Below are 12,629 nucleotides of genomic sequence, written 5' to 3'. Positions count from 1 at the left end.
AAATGGTGATGCCCGGCGATAACGTGTCGATGGATGTTGCGCTGATCGTGCCGATCGCCATGGAAGAGAAGCTGCGCTTCGCTATCCGTGAGGGTGGCCGTACCGTTGGCGCCGGCGTCGTCGCCGCCATCATCGAGTGATTTGAACAAAAAGAACGGGATCGCGTTGCACGGTTTGAAATCCGTGCACGCGTTCCTCATTCCCGGAGCCTTTGAGCCATGAACGGCCAGAACATTCGAATTCGCCTAAAGGCATTCGATCACCGCATCCTCGATGCGTCGACGCGTGAGATCGTCGCCACGGCAAAGCGCACGGGTGCGCAGGTGCGCGGCCCGATTCCGCTGCCGACGCGGATCGAGAAGTTCACCGTGAATCGCTCTCCGCACATCGACAAGAAGTCGCGTGAGCAGTTTGAGATGCGTACTCACAAGCGGTTGCTCGATATCGTTGATCCGACACCTCAGACCGTGGACGCGCTCATGAAGCTCGACCTGGCCGCCGGTGTCGACGTTGAAATCAAGCTTTGAGAAGAGGCGAGGAGACACGACCATGAGGTCAGGCGTCATCGCCCAGAAGGTCGGCATGACCCGCATCTTTACCGATGCCGGTGAACATGTTCCGGTCACTGTGCTGAAAGTCGAGAGCTGCCAGGTGGTTGCCCACCGTACGCTCGATAATAATGGTTATGTCGCGGTGCAGCTCGGTGCTGGCCGTCGCAAGCCGAAGAACACCACGCGCGCAGAGCGCGGTCACTTCGCTGTGGCTCAGGTTGAGCCGAAGCAGAAGGTGGTCGAGTTCCGTGTGCCCGAAGAAGCCCTGATTCCCGTCGGCGCCGAGATCACTGCTGACCACTTCGTTGTGGGCCAGTATGTTGATGTCACCGGCACCACGGTTGGTAAGGGCTTCGCCGGTGGTATGAAGCGCCACAATTTTGGTGGTCTTCGTGCTTCTCACGGTGTGTCCATTTCGCATCGCTCCATTGGTTCGACGGGTGGTCGCCAGGATCCTGGCAAGACCTTCAAGAACAAGAAGATGCCTGGCCACATGGGTGACGTGACTGTCACCACGCAGAACCTGAAGGTCGTGATGACCGATGTGGAGCGTGGGCTGATCGCGGTTGAAGGTGCCGTTCCCGGCCATGCTGGCGGATGGATCACCGTTCGTGATGCCGTGAAGAAGCGCCTGCCTGAGGATGCGCCGAAGCCCGGTTCGTTCCGTCTGGGTGAGGCTGCTGCCGAGGCTGCTCCTGTAGCCACCAATGAGGAGGGCGCGTGATGGAAATCGCCGTCAAGACGCTCGATGGCGCTGATGCCGGTTCGGTCACTCTGTCCGACGACATCTTCGGTCTGGAGCCGCGTGCGGATATCCTGCACCGTTGCGTGACCTGGCAGCTGGCTCGCCGTCAGGCGGGTACGCATCGTACCAAGGGTCGTTCGGAGATCAACCGGACAACGAAGAAGATGTACAAGCAGAAGGGCACGGGCAATGCCCGTCATGGCGCCGCTTCTGCTCCCCAGTTCCGGGGTGGTGGTCGTGCTTTCGGGCCGGTCGTGCGTTCTCACGCTTTTGACCTGCCCAAGAAGGTGCGTGCCCTCGCTCTCAAGCATGCCCTGTCTTCCAAGGTGAAGGCAGACAGCATCGTGGTGGTCGACAATGTGTCGCTCGCCGATCCGAAGACCAAGGCCCTGAAGGAGCGCTTCGCACAGCTTGGCTGGGCGTCGGTGCTGATCGTTGACGGGGCGCAGGTGGAAGAGAATGTGGCTCTGGCCGCACGCAACCTTCCTTATGTCGACGTTCTGCCTGTCCAGGGCATCAACGTGTATGACATTCTGCGTCGCGACACGTTGGTCCTGACCAAGGCCGCTGTTGACGCGCTGGAGGCGCGCTTCAAATGAGTTCCGCGCGCAATATCGAGCCACGTCATTATGACGTGATCCTTTCGCCGGTGATCACCGAAAAGGCGACCACCGCAAGCGAACAGGACAAGGTTGTCTTCAACGTTGCAAAGACAGCGACCAAGCCCCTTATCAAGGAAGCGGTCGAGAAGCTCTTTGACGTGAAGGTAAAGAGTGTCAACACGCTGGTCCGCAAGGGCAAGGTGAAGATCTTCCGCGGCCGTCGTGGCATCCAGAGTGATGTCAAGAAGGCGGTTGTGACCCTCGAAGAGGGCCAGAAGATCGACATCACCACGGGCCTGTGAGCTGAAGGGAACGGGATAAGACCATGGCGCTGAAGCATTTCAAGCCGGTCACGCCGGGCCTCCGCCAGCTCGTGATCGTGGACCGCTCTGGCCTTTACAAGGGCAAGCCGGTTAAGAGCCTCACGGAAGGAAAGCATTCTTCCGGTGGCCGTAACAATAACGGACGCATCACGGTGCGTTTCCGTGGCGGTGGACACAAGCAGAGCTACCGCCTGGTGGATTTCAAGCGCAACAAGCGCGGCGTGTCCGCGGTTGTTGAACGGATCGAATATGATCCGAACCGTACGGCCTTCATTGCTCTTCTCAAGTATGAGGATGGTGATCTGGCCTATATCCTGGCCCCGCAGCGTCTTGCAGTGGGTGATCAGGTGATTGCCGGTGAACAGGTTGACGTGAAGCCGGGTAATGCCGGCCCGCTCTCCAGCCTGCCGGTTGGTACGATTGTTCATAATGTGGAGCTGAAGGCAGGCAAGGGTGGGCAGATTGCCCGTTCCGCCGGGACTTACGCTCAGATTGTGGGTCGTGACCATGGTTATGTCATCGTTCGCCTGAACTCTGGCGAGCAGCGTCTTGTCCATGGTGCGTGCTATGCGACTGTGGGTGCGGTTTCGAACCCAGACCACATGAACACCGCACTCGGCAAGGCTGGTCGTAACCGTTGGCTGGGTCGCAAGCCGCATAACCGCGGTGTGACGATGAACCCTGTCGACCATCCCCACGGTGGTGGTGAAGGTCGTACGTCTGGCGGTCGTAACCCGGTTTCGCCCTGGGGCTTCCCCACGAAGGGCAAGCGGACCCGCAACAACAAGGCGACGGACAAGTTTATTGTGTCCAGCCGCCACAAGCGGAAGAAGTGAGGGCCTGACACATGACTCGTTCGGTTTGGAAGGGGCCCTTCATCGACGGTTACCTGCTCAAGAAGGCAGACGCTGCACAAGCGTCTGGCCGCAGGGACGTTGTGAAGATCTGGAGCCGGCGCTCCACCATCCTGCCCCAGTTTGTGGGCTTAACCTTTGGTGTCTATAACGGGCAGAAGCATGTGCCTGTTGCGGTTACCGAAGAAATGATCGGCCACAAGTTCGGAGAGTTCGCTCCGACCCGTACCTATTACGGACATGCGGCCGACAAGAAGTCGAAGCGGCGGTGATAGGCCATGGGTAAGCAGGCAAAGCCGCGGGCTCTCGCGGACAATGAGGCGAAGGCGGTTGCGCGCAATCTGCGCGTTTCCCCTCAGAAGCTTAACCTGGTCGCGGGTCTCATTCGCGGCAAGAAGGTGGCGACCGCTCTTGCGGATCTCGAGTTCTCCCACAAGCGCATTGCGCGCGATGTGAAGAAGTGCCTCGAAAGCGCAATTGCGAATGCCGAAAACAATCATGAGCTCGATGTGGACGATCTGATCGTCGCTGAGGCGCATGTGGGCAAGGGTCTGGTCATGAAGCGGTTTTCGCCGCGTGCTCGTGGCCGTGCATCTCGCATCGAGAAGCCCTTTTCCCACATCACCATCGTGGTTCGGGAAGTCGAGGAGCGGGCCTGATGGGTCAGAAGGTCAATCCAGTCGGGCTTCGGCTCGGCATCAACCGCACCTGGGATTCGCGCTGGTTCGCGAACAAGGGTGAGTATGGCCGCCTCCTGCACGAGGACATCAAGATCCGCCAGATGCTGCTGAAGCATCTGCGTCAGGCCGCGGTGTCCAAGGTCGTGATCGAGCGCCCGCACAAGAAGTGCCGCGTGACCATCTACTCGGCTCGTCCGGGTGTGGTTATCGGCAAGAAGGGTGCGGACATCGACAAGCTGCGCAAGAAGGTCTCCGAGATGACCAACTCGGAAGTCTTCATCAACATCGTCGAGATTCGGAAGCCCGAAATCGATGCGCGTCTTGTCGCTGAATCGATTGCCCAGCAGCTTGAGCGTCGTGTGGCATTTCGTCGCGCCATGAAGCGCGCCGTGCAGTCCGCGATGCGTCTGGGTGCCGAAGGCATTCGTATCAACTGCTCTGGCCGTCTCGGCGGTGCGGAAATCGCCCGGCTCGAGTGGTATCGTGAAGGTCGCGTTCCGCTGCACACCTTGCGCGCTGACGTGGATTACGGTACTGCAACCGCCTTCACCACTTATGGCACTTGCGGTGTCAAGGTGTGGATCTTCAAAGGTGAGATCCTGGAGCATGACCCGATGGCGCAGGACAAGCGCCTGGCTGAAGCTGAAGCTGGCCCCTCCTCTCGCCCCCAGCGGCGCGAGCGTGGTGACCGCGATCGCGCTTGACGGCCAACGAGAAAGAAGGCGATTAAGCCATGTTGCAACCCAAGCGCACGAAGTTCCGCAAGCAGTTCAAGGGCCGTATTCACGGTGTCGCGAAGGGCGGTACGGAACTCAATTTCGGTGAATTCGGCCTGAAGGCGATGGAGCCGGAACGCGTGACGGCGCGTCAGATCGAAGCCGCGCGTCGTGCCATGACCCGTCACATGAAGCGTGCCGGTCGCGTATGGATCCGTGTTTTCCCTGACGTTCCGGTGTCGGCCAAGCCGACCGAAGTGCGTATGGGTAAGGGCAAGGGTTCACCGGAGTACTGGGCGGCCAAGATCAAGCCTGGCCGCATCATGTTTGAGATCGACGGCGTGAGTGTCGAGTTGGCCCGTGAGGCGCTGACTCTTGCCGCAGCCAAGCTGCCGATCAAGACGCGCTTTATTCAGCGCATCGCCGAGTGAGGAGAGGCTCATGAAAGCCGAGGACGTTCGGGCCCTCAGCCCCGATCAGCTCGCCGATGAGCTGCTGAAGCTGAAGAAAGAGCAGTTCAATCTGCGCTTCCAGAAGGCCACCGGGCAGCTGGAAAACACGGCACGGTCTGGAGAGATCCGTCGTGATATTGCGCGGATCAAGACTGTGCAGAACCAGAATCGAGCCGGTGTTCCGGCTCAGAAGACGAAGTGAGGAAGCGATGCCGAAGCGCATGCTCCAGGGCGTCGTGGTGAGCGACAAGACGGACAAGACCGTTGTGGTCCGGGTGGAGCGTCGCTTCACTCATCCGCTGCTGAAAAAGACGGTTCGTCGTTCCAAGAAGTATCATGCTCATGACGAGCAGAACTCTTGGAAGGTTGGCGATACGGTTTGGATTGAAGAGCATCGGCCGATTTCGAAGCTGAAAAACTGGATTGTTGTCCAGGGTGAGAAGCGCGCTGAAGTTTAAGGTCTTGAAATTTTCTCTCATCCGGGTATGAGCATCCGGGTGAGAGATTCGTTCCGATGCTGGGTCCGTCCATCTTCGCATTGAAGGCTGGAGTGGAGACCGCATCGCGACGTTTCCGTGTTCCGATGAGCGGGCGCGGTGAACAAGGGTTGAGGCAATGCCGGTTTACCGGCTGTGCCGGATGACGAGAACAGGTGCGTCATGATCCAGATGCAGACCAATCTCGACGTGGCGGACAATTCCGGCGCGCGTCGTGTTATGTGCATCAAGGTGCTTGGCGGCTCCAAGCGGAAATATGCTCACGTTGGCGACATCATTGTTGTGTCCGTCAAGGAAGCCATTCCGCGTGGCCGTGTTAAGAAGGGTGATGTGATGAAGGCCGTGGTGGTTCGTACCGCCAAGGACATTCGTCGTGTTGATGGTTCGGTGATCCGTTTCGACAAGAATGCGGCTGTGCTGATCAACAACAACAAGGAGCCGGTTGGTACCCGTATTTTCGGGCCGGTTCCGCGTGAACTTCGCGCCAAGAATCACATGAAGATTATTTCGCTGGCGCCGGAGGTTCTGTGATGGCCGCTAAGATCAAGAAGGGCGACAAGGTCGTCATTCTCGTCGGTCGCGATAAGGGGCGTACCGGCGAAGTCATTCAGGTCATGCCGAAGGAAGAGCGTGCGCTCGTTCGCGGCGTGAACATTGTCAAGCGGCATCAGCGCCAGACGCAAAGCCAGGAGGGTGGGATCATCTCCAAGGAGGCTCCTATCCATCTGTCTAATGTTGCCATCGCCGATCCCAAGGACGGCAAGCCGACCCGCGTTGGCTTCAAGGTGCTGGAAGACGGAAGCAAGGTCCGTGTGGCCAAGCGCTCCGGGGAGAAGATCGATGGCTGAGGAACTTTATATTCCCAAGCTTCGTACGCATTACGATAACGTGGTGCGCCAGAAGATGGTGGAACAGTTCGGGTATGCAAACCCGATGCAGGTTCCGACGATCGAGAAGATTGTCATCAATATGGGTGTTGGTGAAGCAACCGCTGACACCAAGAAGGTGACAAATGCTGCTGCCGATCTGGCGCTCATCGCCGGACAGAAGCCCGTTCTGACGCGTGCCCGCAAGGCCGTTTCGAACTTCCGTCTGCGCGAGAACCAGGCTGTTGGCACCAAGGTCACTCTGCGCAAGACGCGGATGTATGAGTTCATTGATCGCCTGGTGACGATTGCGCTTCCCCGCGTTCGTGACTTCCGCGGCTTGAACCCCAAGAGCTTTGATGGACGTGGCAACTATGCCATGGGTATCAAGGAGCATATCGTGTTCCCCGAGATCAATTATGATCGCGTGGAGCAGATCTGGGGTATGGATATTATTGTCTGCACGAGTGCAAAGACTGACGAAGAGGCGAGGGCGCTGCTGAAGGCCTTCAACTTCCCGTTCCGTCAGTGATCGGATATTTTCATATCTGATGTGCGTTTTGCAGAAAATGCGTTGAAGATTTTCCGGCCGTGAGATGTGGCTGCCACTCTCAGACGCGGAGAACAGGAGCAAAAGATGGCGAAGAAAAGCGCGATCGAGACGAATGAGCGCCGTCGCAAGCTGGTGATGAACCAGGCGGCGAAGCGCGCCCGTCTCAAGTCGATCGTGAATGACAAGAGCATTCCGCTGGAAGAGCGGTTCCAGGCGACGCTCAAGCTCGCCGAAATGCCGCGCAATGGCGCGCGCATTCGGGTGCGTAACCGTTGCGAAGTGACCGGTCGTCCGCGTGCGTTCTACCGCAAGCTGAAGATGAGCCGTGTTGCCCTGCGTGAGCTTGGCAATCAGGGGGTTGTCCCCGGTCTCGTCAAGTCGAGCTGGTGAGGAGAGCGCCGTGTCTGTGAATGATCCTATTGGCGATCTCATCACTCGCATTCGTAATGCGCAGCTGCGTCGCAAGGTGAAGACCTCTACTCCGGGGTCCCGTCTGCGCGCGAGCGTTCTCGATGTGCTGCGTGATGAAGGTTATATCCGCGGTTACACTGCGACCGACCATGGAAATGGCCGGAGCGAGTTTGAAATTGAACTGAAGTATTTCGATGGCCTTCCGGTGATCCGCGAGATCTCTCGTGTGTCGAAGCCGGGCCGCCGGGTTTATGCTTCTGTGAAGAATTTGCCCCGAGTTGCCAACGGTCTCGGCATCGCGGTTGTCTCCACGCCTCAGGGTGTGATGGCTGACCACGAAGCGCGCGACAAGAATGTTGGTGGCGAAGTTCTTTGCACCGTGTTCTGAGGCGAAGGAGAAAGAAATGTCGAAAATCGGCAAGCTTCCCGTCGCCATTCCCGCTGGTGTGACTGCCACGCTCGACGGTCAGACGGTGAAGGTGAAGGGACCCAAGGGCGCTCTTGAAGTGACCCTGGTTGAGGAAATTGCAGCCAAGATCGAAGGATCCGAGCTGCTGATTTCCATGAATGGCGAATCTGCCCGTCATCGTTCCATGTGGGGTCTTTCGCGGACTCTCGTTGCGAACATTGTTGACGGTGTTACCAAGGGCTTTGAGAAGAAGCTTGAAATCACGGGCGTCGGTTACAAGGCGGCTGTGCAGGGCAAGAATCTCAATCTCTCCCTCGGCTTTAGCCACGATGTTCTTTATGCCATCCCGGAAGGGATCCAGATCGCTACCCCCAAGCCGACAGAAATTGTCGTGTCGGGTATGGATCGGCAGCAGGTTGGTCAGGTCGCCGCTGAAATCCGCAAGTTCCGTCCGCCGGAGCCCTATAAGGGCAAGGGTGTGAAGTATGCGGGTGAATTTATCTTCCGTAAGGAAGGCAAGAAGAAGTGATGGAGGCGGACCATGGCTAAGGATCTTGATGCGGTTCAGCGCCGCAAGGCCAAGGTGCGCAGGGCTATTCGCGCTGCAGCCAATGGCCGTCCGCGCCTTTCTGTTCATCGCAGCTCTCAGCATATCTATGCTCAGGTCATCGATGACAAGAACGGTGTTACTCTTGCAGCGGCCTCCAGCCTTGAAAAGGATCTGAAGTCCTCGCTCAAGACTGGTGCGGACACCGAGGCTGCCCGTGTTATCGGGAAGCTGGTGGCCGAGCGTGCTCAGGCGAAGGGGGTAACCTCTGTTGTGTTTGATCGCGGAGCTTATATTTATCATGGGCGCGTCAAGGCGCTCGCTGAGGGCGCCCGCGAAGGCGGCCTTCAGTTCTGACGCGAGGACGAGCAGATATGGCCCGTGAGAGGGAGCCGCGCCAGGAGCGCGAGGATCGCGATAACCTGTTTGTGGACAAGCTTGTTCACATCAATCGCGTTGCAAAGGTTGTCAAGGGTGGCCGTCGTTTCGGCTTCGCTGCCCTTGTTGTGGTGGGTGACCAGAAGGGTCGGGTTGGTTTCGGTCACGGCAAGGCCCGTGAAGTTCCTGAAGCCATTCGCAAGGCAACTGAGAGCGCCAAGCGTTCGATGATCCGCGTTCCTCTTCGTGAGGGGCGCACCCTGCATCACGACGTGCATGGTCACCACGGTGCCGGTAAGGTCATTCTTCGTGCAGCTCCTGCTGGTACCGGTATCATCGCAGGTGGTCCGATGCGCGCTGTCTTCGAGACCCTCGGCATGAATGATGTGGTTGCGAAGTCCTTCGGTTCTTCCAACCCCTACAACATGGTCCGGGCAACTTTTGATGCCCTGAAGAACCAGGATAGCCCGCGTTCAGTTGCTGCGCGTCGTGGCATCAAGGTTTCGCAGCTTCAATCCCGCCGTCGCGTCGAAGACGCGGAAGCGACTGATTGAGCAGCGTGACTGAAAGACAGGAACGCGCCATGAGCGAGAAAACCATCACAGTGGAGCAGGTCGGTTCCCCGATCCGCCGTCCGTCCTACCAGCGTGCAACGCTGATCGGGCTGGGGTTGAACAAGCGGCATCGCCGCTCCACTCTTCAGGATACGCCGGCCGTTCGCGGGATGATCGCGAAGGTGGCCCATCTCGTCCGCGTGGTCGAGGGCGAGTGAGGAGCTGAGCATGAAGCTCGATGAAATCCATGATAATCCCGGCGCCCGTAAGGGGCGTATGCGGGTTGGCCGCGGCATCGGTTCCGGTAAGGGCAAGACCGGTGGACGCGGTGTGAAGGGTCAGAAGTCCCGTGCTGGCGTTGCCATCAAGGGGTTTGAGGGCGGTCAGATGCCCGTCTATCGGCGTCTGCCGAAGCGTGGCTTCAATAATATTTTCCGGGTTGACTATAACGAAGTTTCCCTGGGGCGTATTCAGACGGCCATTGATGCCGGCAAGCTTGATGCAAGCCAGCCGATCAATGTCGAAGCACTTGTTGCTTCCGGCGTTGTGCGTCGCCCCAAGGCGGGTATCCGTCTGCTTGGAAGCGGTGAGATCAAGTCTGCCGTGACCCTTGATGTCGTGTACGCCACCCGTACTGCTACTGCAGCAGTTGAGGCAGCTGGTGGAAAGGTTATCGCACAGCTTCCCTTGGAAGCCGAAAGCGATCAGGTCTGATATAATTGGCCGGGCATTTGCCCGGCCATTTTCTGTGCGCGGCGCGGCATTCGCCGAGCAGTTCGTCCTTTCCATATTAGATATGACCTAATATGAGCACTATGGGCGATGCGATGCTGCTCCTGATGCTGTGAGCCTCGCCCATAATCAGAGCCATCTTGTGTGGCATCTATCGGAGCAAGGCATGGTCTCAGCGGCGGAACAACTCGCGGCGAACCTCAACTTCAGCGCTCTCGGCAAGGCTGATGAGCTCAAGAAGCGTATTTGGTTCACGTTGGGTGCCCTTATTATTTACCGACTTGGCACTTACATCCCCATGCCGGGCATCAACCCTGATGCCCTGTCTGAGGTGTTTAAGAACGCCCAGGGTGGTATTATCGGGCTCTTTAACATGTTCTCGGGTGGCGCTGTCGAGCGTATGGCGATTTTCGCCCTGAACATTATGCCTTACATCTCCGCATCGATTATCATTCAACTCCTGACCAGTGTCTCGCCAACGCTTGAGGCACTGAAGAAGGAAGGTGAGGCTGGTCGCAAGCAGATCAACCAGTATACCCGTTATCTGACAGTCGTTCTCGCTGTTTTCCAGGCCTACGGTATTGCGATCGGGCTGGAGAGTTCTGGGAATGTTGTTGCCGATCCGGGCTGGTTCTTCCGTATCACCACTGTGATTACGCTGACCGGCGGCACGATGTTCCTGATGTGGCTGGGTGAGCAGATCACCTCGCGCGGCATTGGCAATGGTACCTCTCTCATCATTTTCGGTGGCATTGTGGCTGAGCTGCCGGGCGCGTTCATTCGAACGCTTGAGCTTGGCCGTGAAGGTGCCATTTCCACGGTTGTGATTCTGTCCGCTCTGATCGTGGCCATTCTGGTTATCGCCTTCATCGTTTTCATGGAGCGGGCGCAGCGCCGTTTGCTGATCCAGTATCCCAAGCGTCAGGTTGGCAATAAGGTTTATGAGGGGCAGTCATCCCATCTTCCCCTGAAGCTCAATACGTCGGGCGTTATTCCTCCGATTTTTGCATCTTCTCTGCTTCTGATCCCGACCACGGTTGCGAGCTTTACGCAGAATGACGGTCCTTCGTGGCTGCAGTCCATCTCGTCATTTTTGGCGCACGGACAGCCGCTCTATATGGCGCTGTACGTTCTGCTGATCGTGTTCTTCTGCTTCTTTTATACGGCTATCGTGTTCAATCCTGTCGAGACAGCCGATAACCTCAAGAAGCATGGGGGGTTCATTCCCGGGATTCGTCCTGGTGAGCGGACTGCGGAATATATTGACTATGTGCTGACGCGTATAACCGTTGTCGGTGCGGCCTATATTGCTGCAGTGTGTCTATTCCCCGAAATGCTGATTTCCTATGCGGCGCTTCCGTTCTATTTCGGAGGAACCTCGCTGCTGATCGTTGTAAGCGTCACCATGGATACGGTCGCGCAGGTTCAGGGACACCTTTTGGCCCATCAGTATGAAGGTCTGGTCAAGAAGGCCAAGCTGCGCGGGGGGAGGAGAAAATAATGAGATTGGTTCTGTTGGGGCCGCCTGGCGCAGGAAAAGGTACACAGGCCCAGCGTCTTGTGGACCGCCATAATATCGTCCAGCTGTCTACCGGTGACATGCTCCGGGCTGCTGTTCAGGCCGGTACTCCTATCGGCCTTCAGGCAAAGGCCGTCATGGAGTCTGGTGGTCTTGTTTCAGACGAGATCGTCATCGGGATCATTGCGGACAGAATTGCCGAGCCTGATGCAAAGAATGGTTTCATTCTTGACGGCTTTCCCCGCACGGTTGCGCAGGCTGAGGCACTTGACCGACTTCTGGAAGAGAAGGGTCTTGAGCTTGATGCTGTGGTTGAGCTTGTGGTTGATCAGGACAAGCTGGTCAATCGCATCCTGAACCGTGCCGCAGAAGCGCAGGCCAAGGGTGAAGCAGTTCGCAAGGATGATGACCCCGAGGTCTTCAAGACACGACTTGAGGCCTATAACCGCGATACGTCTATCGTTGCACCTTATTATCACAAGAAGGGGCAGCTTCAGCGGATTGATGGCATGAAGCCCATCCATGAGGTGTCCTCCTCTCTTGATGAGGTGCTGGGCAAGTAGTTGCCGGAGAGGATCCTTCTCAAGGTTAATTTTCGATATAAGGCCTCTTCCCTTGATCTTGACTCGGTGTTTTGAGTCGTATAGGGGAGGGGCCTTGTTCCCTATAGCGTGCTTGGTTCTGTTGTCCTTGTGCGTTCTTTGTCCTGCAGGGGCCGGCCTCCACCGGACGCAGGTTTTCTGGCTGTTTCAGCCATTCATATGGAGAAGACTGTGGCTCGTATTGCTGGTGTAAATATTCCGACCAACAAGCGCGTTGTGATCGCGCTTCAGTATATTCATGGCATTGGCCCGAAGAATGCCAATGAGATTGTCGAGAAGGTCGGTATCGCTTCTGATCGTCGCGTCAACCAGCTCAGCGACCAGGAAATCCTGCAGATCCGCGAGACCATCGATAGCGACTATCTGGTCGAGGGCGATCTGCGCCGTGAAGTTGCCATGAACATCAAGCGTCTGATGGATCTTGGTTGCTATCGTGGTCTTCGCCATCGTCGTGGTCTCCCGGTTCGTGGTCAGCGCACCCACACCAATGCGCGTACGCGCAAGGGCCCGGCCAAGCCGATCGCTGGCAAGAAGAAGTAGGTCTAGTTCGTTCCTGGTCGGAAAGTTTTCCGGCCAGGTTCTTTTATGGTCTGTTTGGATCATCCCGAGCGCCTGGAGTTACGGGCGCGCTTGAAGGA

At 57.5% G+C, this 12,629-nt stretch carries 25 protein-coding genes; all 25 read left to right on the top strand.

The annotated features are described in order from the left end of the window. On the top strand, positions 1-140 hold a 140-nt coding region (locus tag ACT6QG_RS05160), incomplete at its 5' end, for an EF-Tu C-terminal domain-related protein (RefSeq protein ID WP_507237415.1). Between the two features lie 78 nt (positions 141-218). Beyond that, complete coding sequence (rpsJ, locus tag ACT6QG_RS05155) at positions 219-527, top strand: 30S ribosomal protein S10 (RefSeq protein WP_012113701.1); 309 nt, start codon at positions 219-221, stop codon at positions 525-527. Between the two features lie 22 nt (positions 528-549). Next, positions 550-1,275: a 50S ribosomal protein L3 gene (gene rplC, locus ACT6QG_RS05150; protein WP_444976504.1), complete on the top strand. Its 726-nt coding sequence runs from the start codon at positions 550-552 to the stop codon at positions 1,273-1,275. Beyond that, positions 1,275-1,895, top strand: a complete 621-nt coding sequence (rplD, locus tag ACT6QG_RS05145) for a 50S ribosomal protein L4 (protein ID WP_444976503.1) — start codon at positions 1,275-1,277, stop codon at positions 1,893-1,895. Before rplC ends, rplD begins: the two co-directional genes overlap by 1 nt. Continuing rightward, the gene (locus tag ACT6QG_RS05140; protein ID WP_444976502.1) at positions 1,892-2,200 is read left to right on the top strand and encodes a 50S ribosomal protein L23; all 309 of its coding nucleotides are present in this window, start codon (positions 1,892-1,894) and stop codon (positions 2,198-2,200) included. The genes rplD and ACT6QG_RS05140 overlap by 4 nt, the downstream gene beginning before the upstream one ends. 23 nt (positions 2,201-2,223) lie before the next feature. Further along, positions 2,224-3,057 (top strand): 50S ribosomal protein L2, encoded by an 834-nt coding sequence (gene rplB / locus ACT6QG_RS05135; RefSeq protein ID WP_444976501.1) that lies wholly within the window; start codon positions 2,224-2,226, stop codon positions 3,055-3,057. Between the two features lie 11 nt (positions 3,058-3,068). Then, complete coding sequence (rpsS, locus tag ACT6QG_RS05130; RefSeq protein WP_444976500.1) at positions 3,069-3,347, top strand: 30S ribosomal protein S19; 279 nt, start codon at positions 3,069-3,071, stop codon at positions 3,345-3,347. 6 nt (positions 3,348-3,353) lie between these two features. Then, complete coding sequence (gene rplV, locus ACT6QG_RS05125) at positions 3,354-3,734, top strand: 50S ribosomal protein L22 (protein ID WP_238121339.1); 381 nt, start codon at positions 3,354-3,356, stop codon at positions 3,732-3,734. Then, positions 3,734-4,459 (top strand): 30S ribosomal protein S3, encoded by a 726-nt coding sequence (gene rpsC, locus ACT6QG_RS05120; protein WP_444976499.1) that lies wholly within the window; start codon positions 3,734-3,736, stop codon positions 4,457-4,459. Before rplV ends, rpsC begins: the two co-directional genes overlap by 1 nt. Positions 4,460-4,488: 29 nt before the next feature. Further along, on the top strand, positions 4,489-4,902 hold the full coding sequence (rplP, locus tag ACT6QG_RS05115; protein WP_444976498.1) for a 50S ribosomal protein L16: 414 nt from the start codon (positions 4,489-4,491) through the stop codon (positions 4,900-4,902). 10 nt (positions 4,903-4,912) lie between these two features. Then, a complete protein-coding gene (rpmC, locus tag ACT6QG_RS05110; protein ID WP_444976497.1) occupies positions 4,913-5,125 on the top strand; it encodes a 50S ribosomal protein L29 in 213 nt (70 codons plus the stop codon). Between the two features lie 7 nt (positions 5,126-5,132). Beyond that, a complete protein-coding gene (rpsQ, locus tag ACT6QG_RS05105) occupies positions 5,133-5,381 on the top strand; it encodes a 30S ribosomal protein S17 (protein WP_444976496.1) in 249 nt (82 codons plus the stop codon). 201 nt (positions 5,382-5,582) lie between these two features. Then, the gene (gene rplN, locus ACT6QG_RS05100) at positions 5,583-5,951 is read left to right on the top strand and encodes a 50S ribosomal protein L14 (RefSeq protein ID WP_121625641.1); all 369 of its coding nucleotides are present in this window, start codon (positions 5,583-5,585) and stop codon (positions 5,949-5,951) included. Further along, positions 5,951-6,268 carry a 50S ribosomal protein L24 gene (gene rplX / locus ACT6QG_RS05095; protein WP_444976495.1) on the top strand — a complete coding sequence of 106 codons (318 nt, stop codon included), beginning with the start codon at positions 5,951-5,953 and terminating at the stop codon, positions 6,266-6,268. Before rplN ends, rplX begins: the two co-directional genes overlap by 1 nt. Continuing rightward, positions 6,261-6,818 carry a 50S ribosomal protein L5 gene (rplE, locus tag ACT6QG_RS05090; RefSeq protein ID WP_444976494.1) on the top strand — a complete coding sequence of 186 codons (558 nt, stop codon included), beginning with the start codon at positions 6,261-6,263 and terminating at the stop codon, positions 6,816-6,818. Before rplX ends, rplE begins: the two co-directional genes overlap by 8 nt. A gap of 105 nt (positions 6,819-6,923) precedes the next feature. Continuing rightward, positions 6,924-7,229 (top strand): 30S ribosomal protein S14, encoded by a 306-nt coding sequence (rpsN, locus tag ACT6QG_RS05085; protein ID WP_444976493.1) that lies wholly within the window; start codon positions 6,924-6,926, stop codon positions 7,227-7,229. A 10-nt stretch (positions 7,230-7,239) separates the two neighbouring features. Further along, positions 7,240-7,638 carry a 30S ribosomal protein S8 gene (gene rpsH, locus ACT6QG_RS05080; protein ID WP_444976492.1) on the top strand — a complete coding sequence of 133 codons (399 nt, stop codon included), beginning with the start codon at positions 7,240-7,242 and terminating at the stop codon, positions 7,636-7,638. After that, positions 7,604-8,188 carry a 50S ribosomal protein L6 gene (gene rplF, locus ACT6QG_RS05075; RefSeq protein ID WP_444976491.1) on the top strand — a complete coding sequence of 195 codons (585 nt, stop codon included), beginning with the start codon at positions 7,604-7,606 and terminating at the stop codon, positions 8,186-8,188. The genes rpsH and rplF overlap by 35 nt, the downstream gene beginning before the upstream one ends. 12 nt (positions 8,189-8,200) lie before the next feature. Next, entirely contained in the window at positions 8,201-8,563 is a 363-nt protein-coding gene (rplR, locus tag ACT6QG_RS05070) for a 50S ribosomal protein L18 (RefSeq protein WP_444976490.1), read from the top strand. Between the two features lie 17 nt (positions 8,564-8,580). Then, entirely contained in the window at positions 8,581-9,138 is a 558-nt protein-coding gene (gene rpsE, locus ACT6QG_RS05065; protein ID WP_444976489.1) for a 30S ribosomal protein S5, read from the top strand. Positions 9,139-9,167: 29 nt separating this feature from the next. Further along, on the top strand, positions 9,168-9,356 hold the full coding sequence (gene rpmD / locus ACT6QG_RS05060) for a 50S ribosomal protein L30 (protein WP_444976488.1): 189 nt from the start codon (positions 9,168-9,170) through the stop codon (positions 9,354-9,356). A gap of 10 nt (positions 9,357-9,366) precedes the next feature. Further along, on the top strand, positions 9,367-9,852 hold the full coding sequence (gene rplO / locus ACT6QG_RS05055) for a 50S ribosomal protein L15 (protein ID WP_444976487.1): 486 nt from the start codon (positions 9,367-9,369) through the stop codon (positions 9,850-9,852). A 184-nt stretch (positions 9,853-10,036) separates the two neighbouring features. Continuing rightward, the gene (gene secY, locus ACT6QG_RS05050) at positions 10,037-11,371 is read left to right on the top strand and encodes a preprotein translocase subunit SecY (protein ID WP_444976486.1); all 1,335 of its coding nucleotides are present in this window, start codon (positions 10,037-10,039) and stop codon (positions 11,369-11,371) included. Next, positions 11,371-11,952 (top strand): adenylate kinase, encoded by a 582-nt coding sequence (locus tag ACT6QG_RS05045; RefSeq protein ID WP_444976485.1) that lies wholly within the window; start codon positions 11,371-11,373, stop codon positions 11,950-11,952. Before secY ends, ACT6QG_RS05045 begins: the two co-directional genes overlap by 1 nt. 210 nt (positions 11,953-12,162) lie before the next feature. Next, positions 12,163-12,531, top strand: a complete 369-nt coding sequence (gene rpsM / locus ACT6QG_RS05040; protein WP_444976484.1) for a 30S ribosomal protein S13 — start codon at positions 12,163-12,165, stop codon at positions 12,529-12,531. Positions 12,532-12,629 lie beyond the last annotated feature (98 nt).

Source organism: Haloleucobacter ellipsoideus, from assembly GCF_052491725.1.
This window is presented reverse-complemented; position numbering and strand designations above follow the sequence as displayed.

Coding starts and splice junctions, on each gene's coding strand:
- rplP (WP_444976498.1), top strand. CDS start 4,489: ATGTTGCAACCCAAGCGCACGAAGTTCCGCAAGCAGTTCAAGGGCCGT.
- secY (WP_444976486.1), top strand. CDS start 10,037: ATGGTCTCAGCGGCGGAACAACTCGCGGCGAACCTCAACTTCAGCGCT.
- rplR (WP_444976490.1), top strand. CDS start 8,201: ATGGCTAAGGATCTTGATGCGGTTCAGCGCCGCAAGGCCAAGGTGCGC.
- rplX (WP_444976495.1), top strand. CDS start 5,951: ATGGCCGCTAAGATCAAGAAGGGCGACAAGGTCGTCATTCTCGTCGGT.
- rplF (WP_444976491.1), top strand. CDS start 7,604: ATGTTGGTGGCGAAGTTCTTTGCACCGTGTTCTGAGGCGAAGGAGAAA.
- ACT6QG_RS05045 (WP_444976485.1), top strand. CDS start 11,371: ATGAGATTGGTTCTGTTGGGGCCGCCTGGCGCAGGAAAAGGTACACAG.
- rplD (WP_444976503.1), top strand. CDS start 1,275: ATGGAAATCGCCGTCAAGACGCTCGATGGCGCTGATGCCGGTTCGGTC.
- rplV (WP_238121339.1), top strand. CDS start 3,354: ATGGGTAAGCAGGCAAAGCCGCGGGCTCTCGCGGACAATGAGGCGAAG.
- rpmD (WP_444976488.1), top strand. CDS start 9,168: ATGAGCGAGAAAACCATCACAGTGGAGCAGGTCGGTTCCCCGATCCGC.
- rpsS (WP_444976500.1), top strand. CDS start 3,069: ATGACTCGTTCGGTTTGGAAGGGGCCCTTCATCGACGGTTACCTGCTC.
- rplB (WP_444976501.1), top strand. CDS start 2,224: ATGGCGCTGAAGCATTTCAAGCCGGTCACGCCGGGCCTCCGCCAGCTC.
- rpsN (WP_444976493.1), top strand. CDS start 6,924: ATGGCGAAGAAAAGCGCGATCGAGACGAATGAGCGCCGTCGCAAGCTG.
- rplC (WP_444976504.1), top strand. CDS start 550: ATGAGGTCAGGCGTCATCGCCCAGAAGGTCGGCATGACCCGCATCTTT.
- rplO (WP_444976487.1), top strand. CDS start 9,367: ATGAAGCTCGATGAAATCCATGATAATCCCGGCGCCCGTAAGGGGCGT.
- rpsJ (WP_012113701.1), top strand. CDS start 219: ATGAACGGCCAGAACATTCGAATTCGCCTAAAGGCATTCGATCACCGC.
- ACT6QG_RS05140 (WP_444976502.1), top strand. CDS start 1,892: ATGAGTTCCGCGCGCAATATCGAGCCACGTCATTATGACGTGATCCTT.
- rpsQ (WP_444976496.1), top strand. CDS start 5,133: ATGCCGAAGCGCATGCTCCAGGGCGTCGTGGTGAGCGACAAGACGGAC.
- rpsC (WP_444976499.1), top strand. CDS start 3,734: ATGGGTCAGAAGGTCAATCCAGTCGGGCTTCGGCTCGGCATCAACCGC.
- rplN (WP_121625641.1), top strand. CDS start 5,583: ATGATCCAGATGCAGACCAATCTCGACGTGGCGGACAATTCCGGCGCG.
- rpmC (WP_444976497.1), top strand. CDS start 4,913: ATGAAAGCCGAGGACGTTCGGGCCCTCAGCCCCGATCAGCTCGCCGAT.
- rpsE (WP_444976489.1), top strand. CDS start 8,581: ATGGCCCGTGAGAGGGAGCCGCGCCAGGAGCGCGAGGATCGCGATAAC.
- rplE (WP_444976494.1), top strand. CDS start 6,261: ATGGCTGAGGAACTTTATATTCCCAAGCTTCGTACGCATTACGATAAC.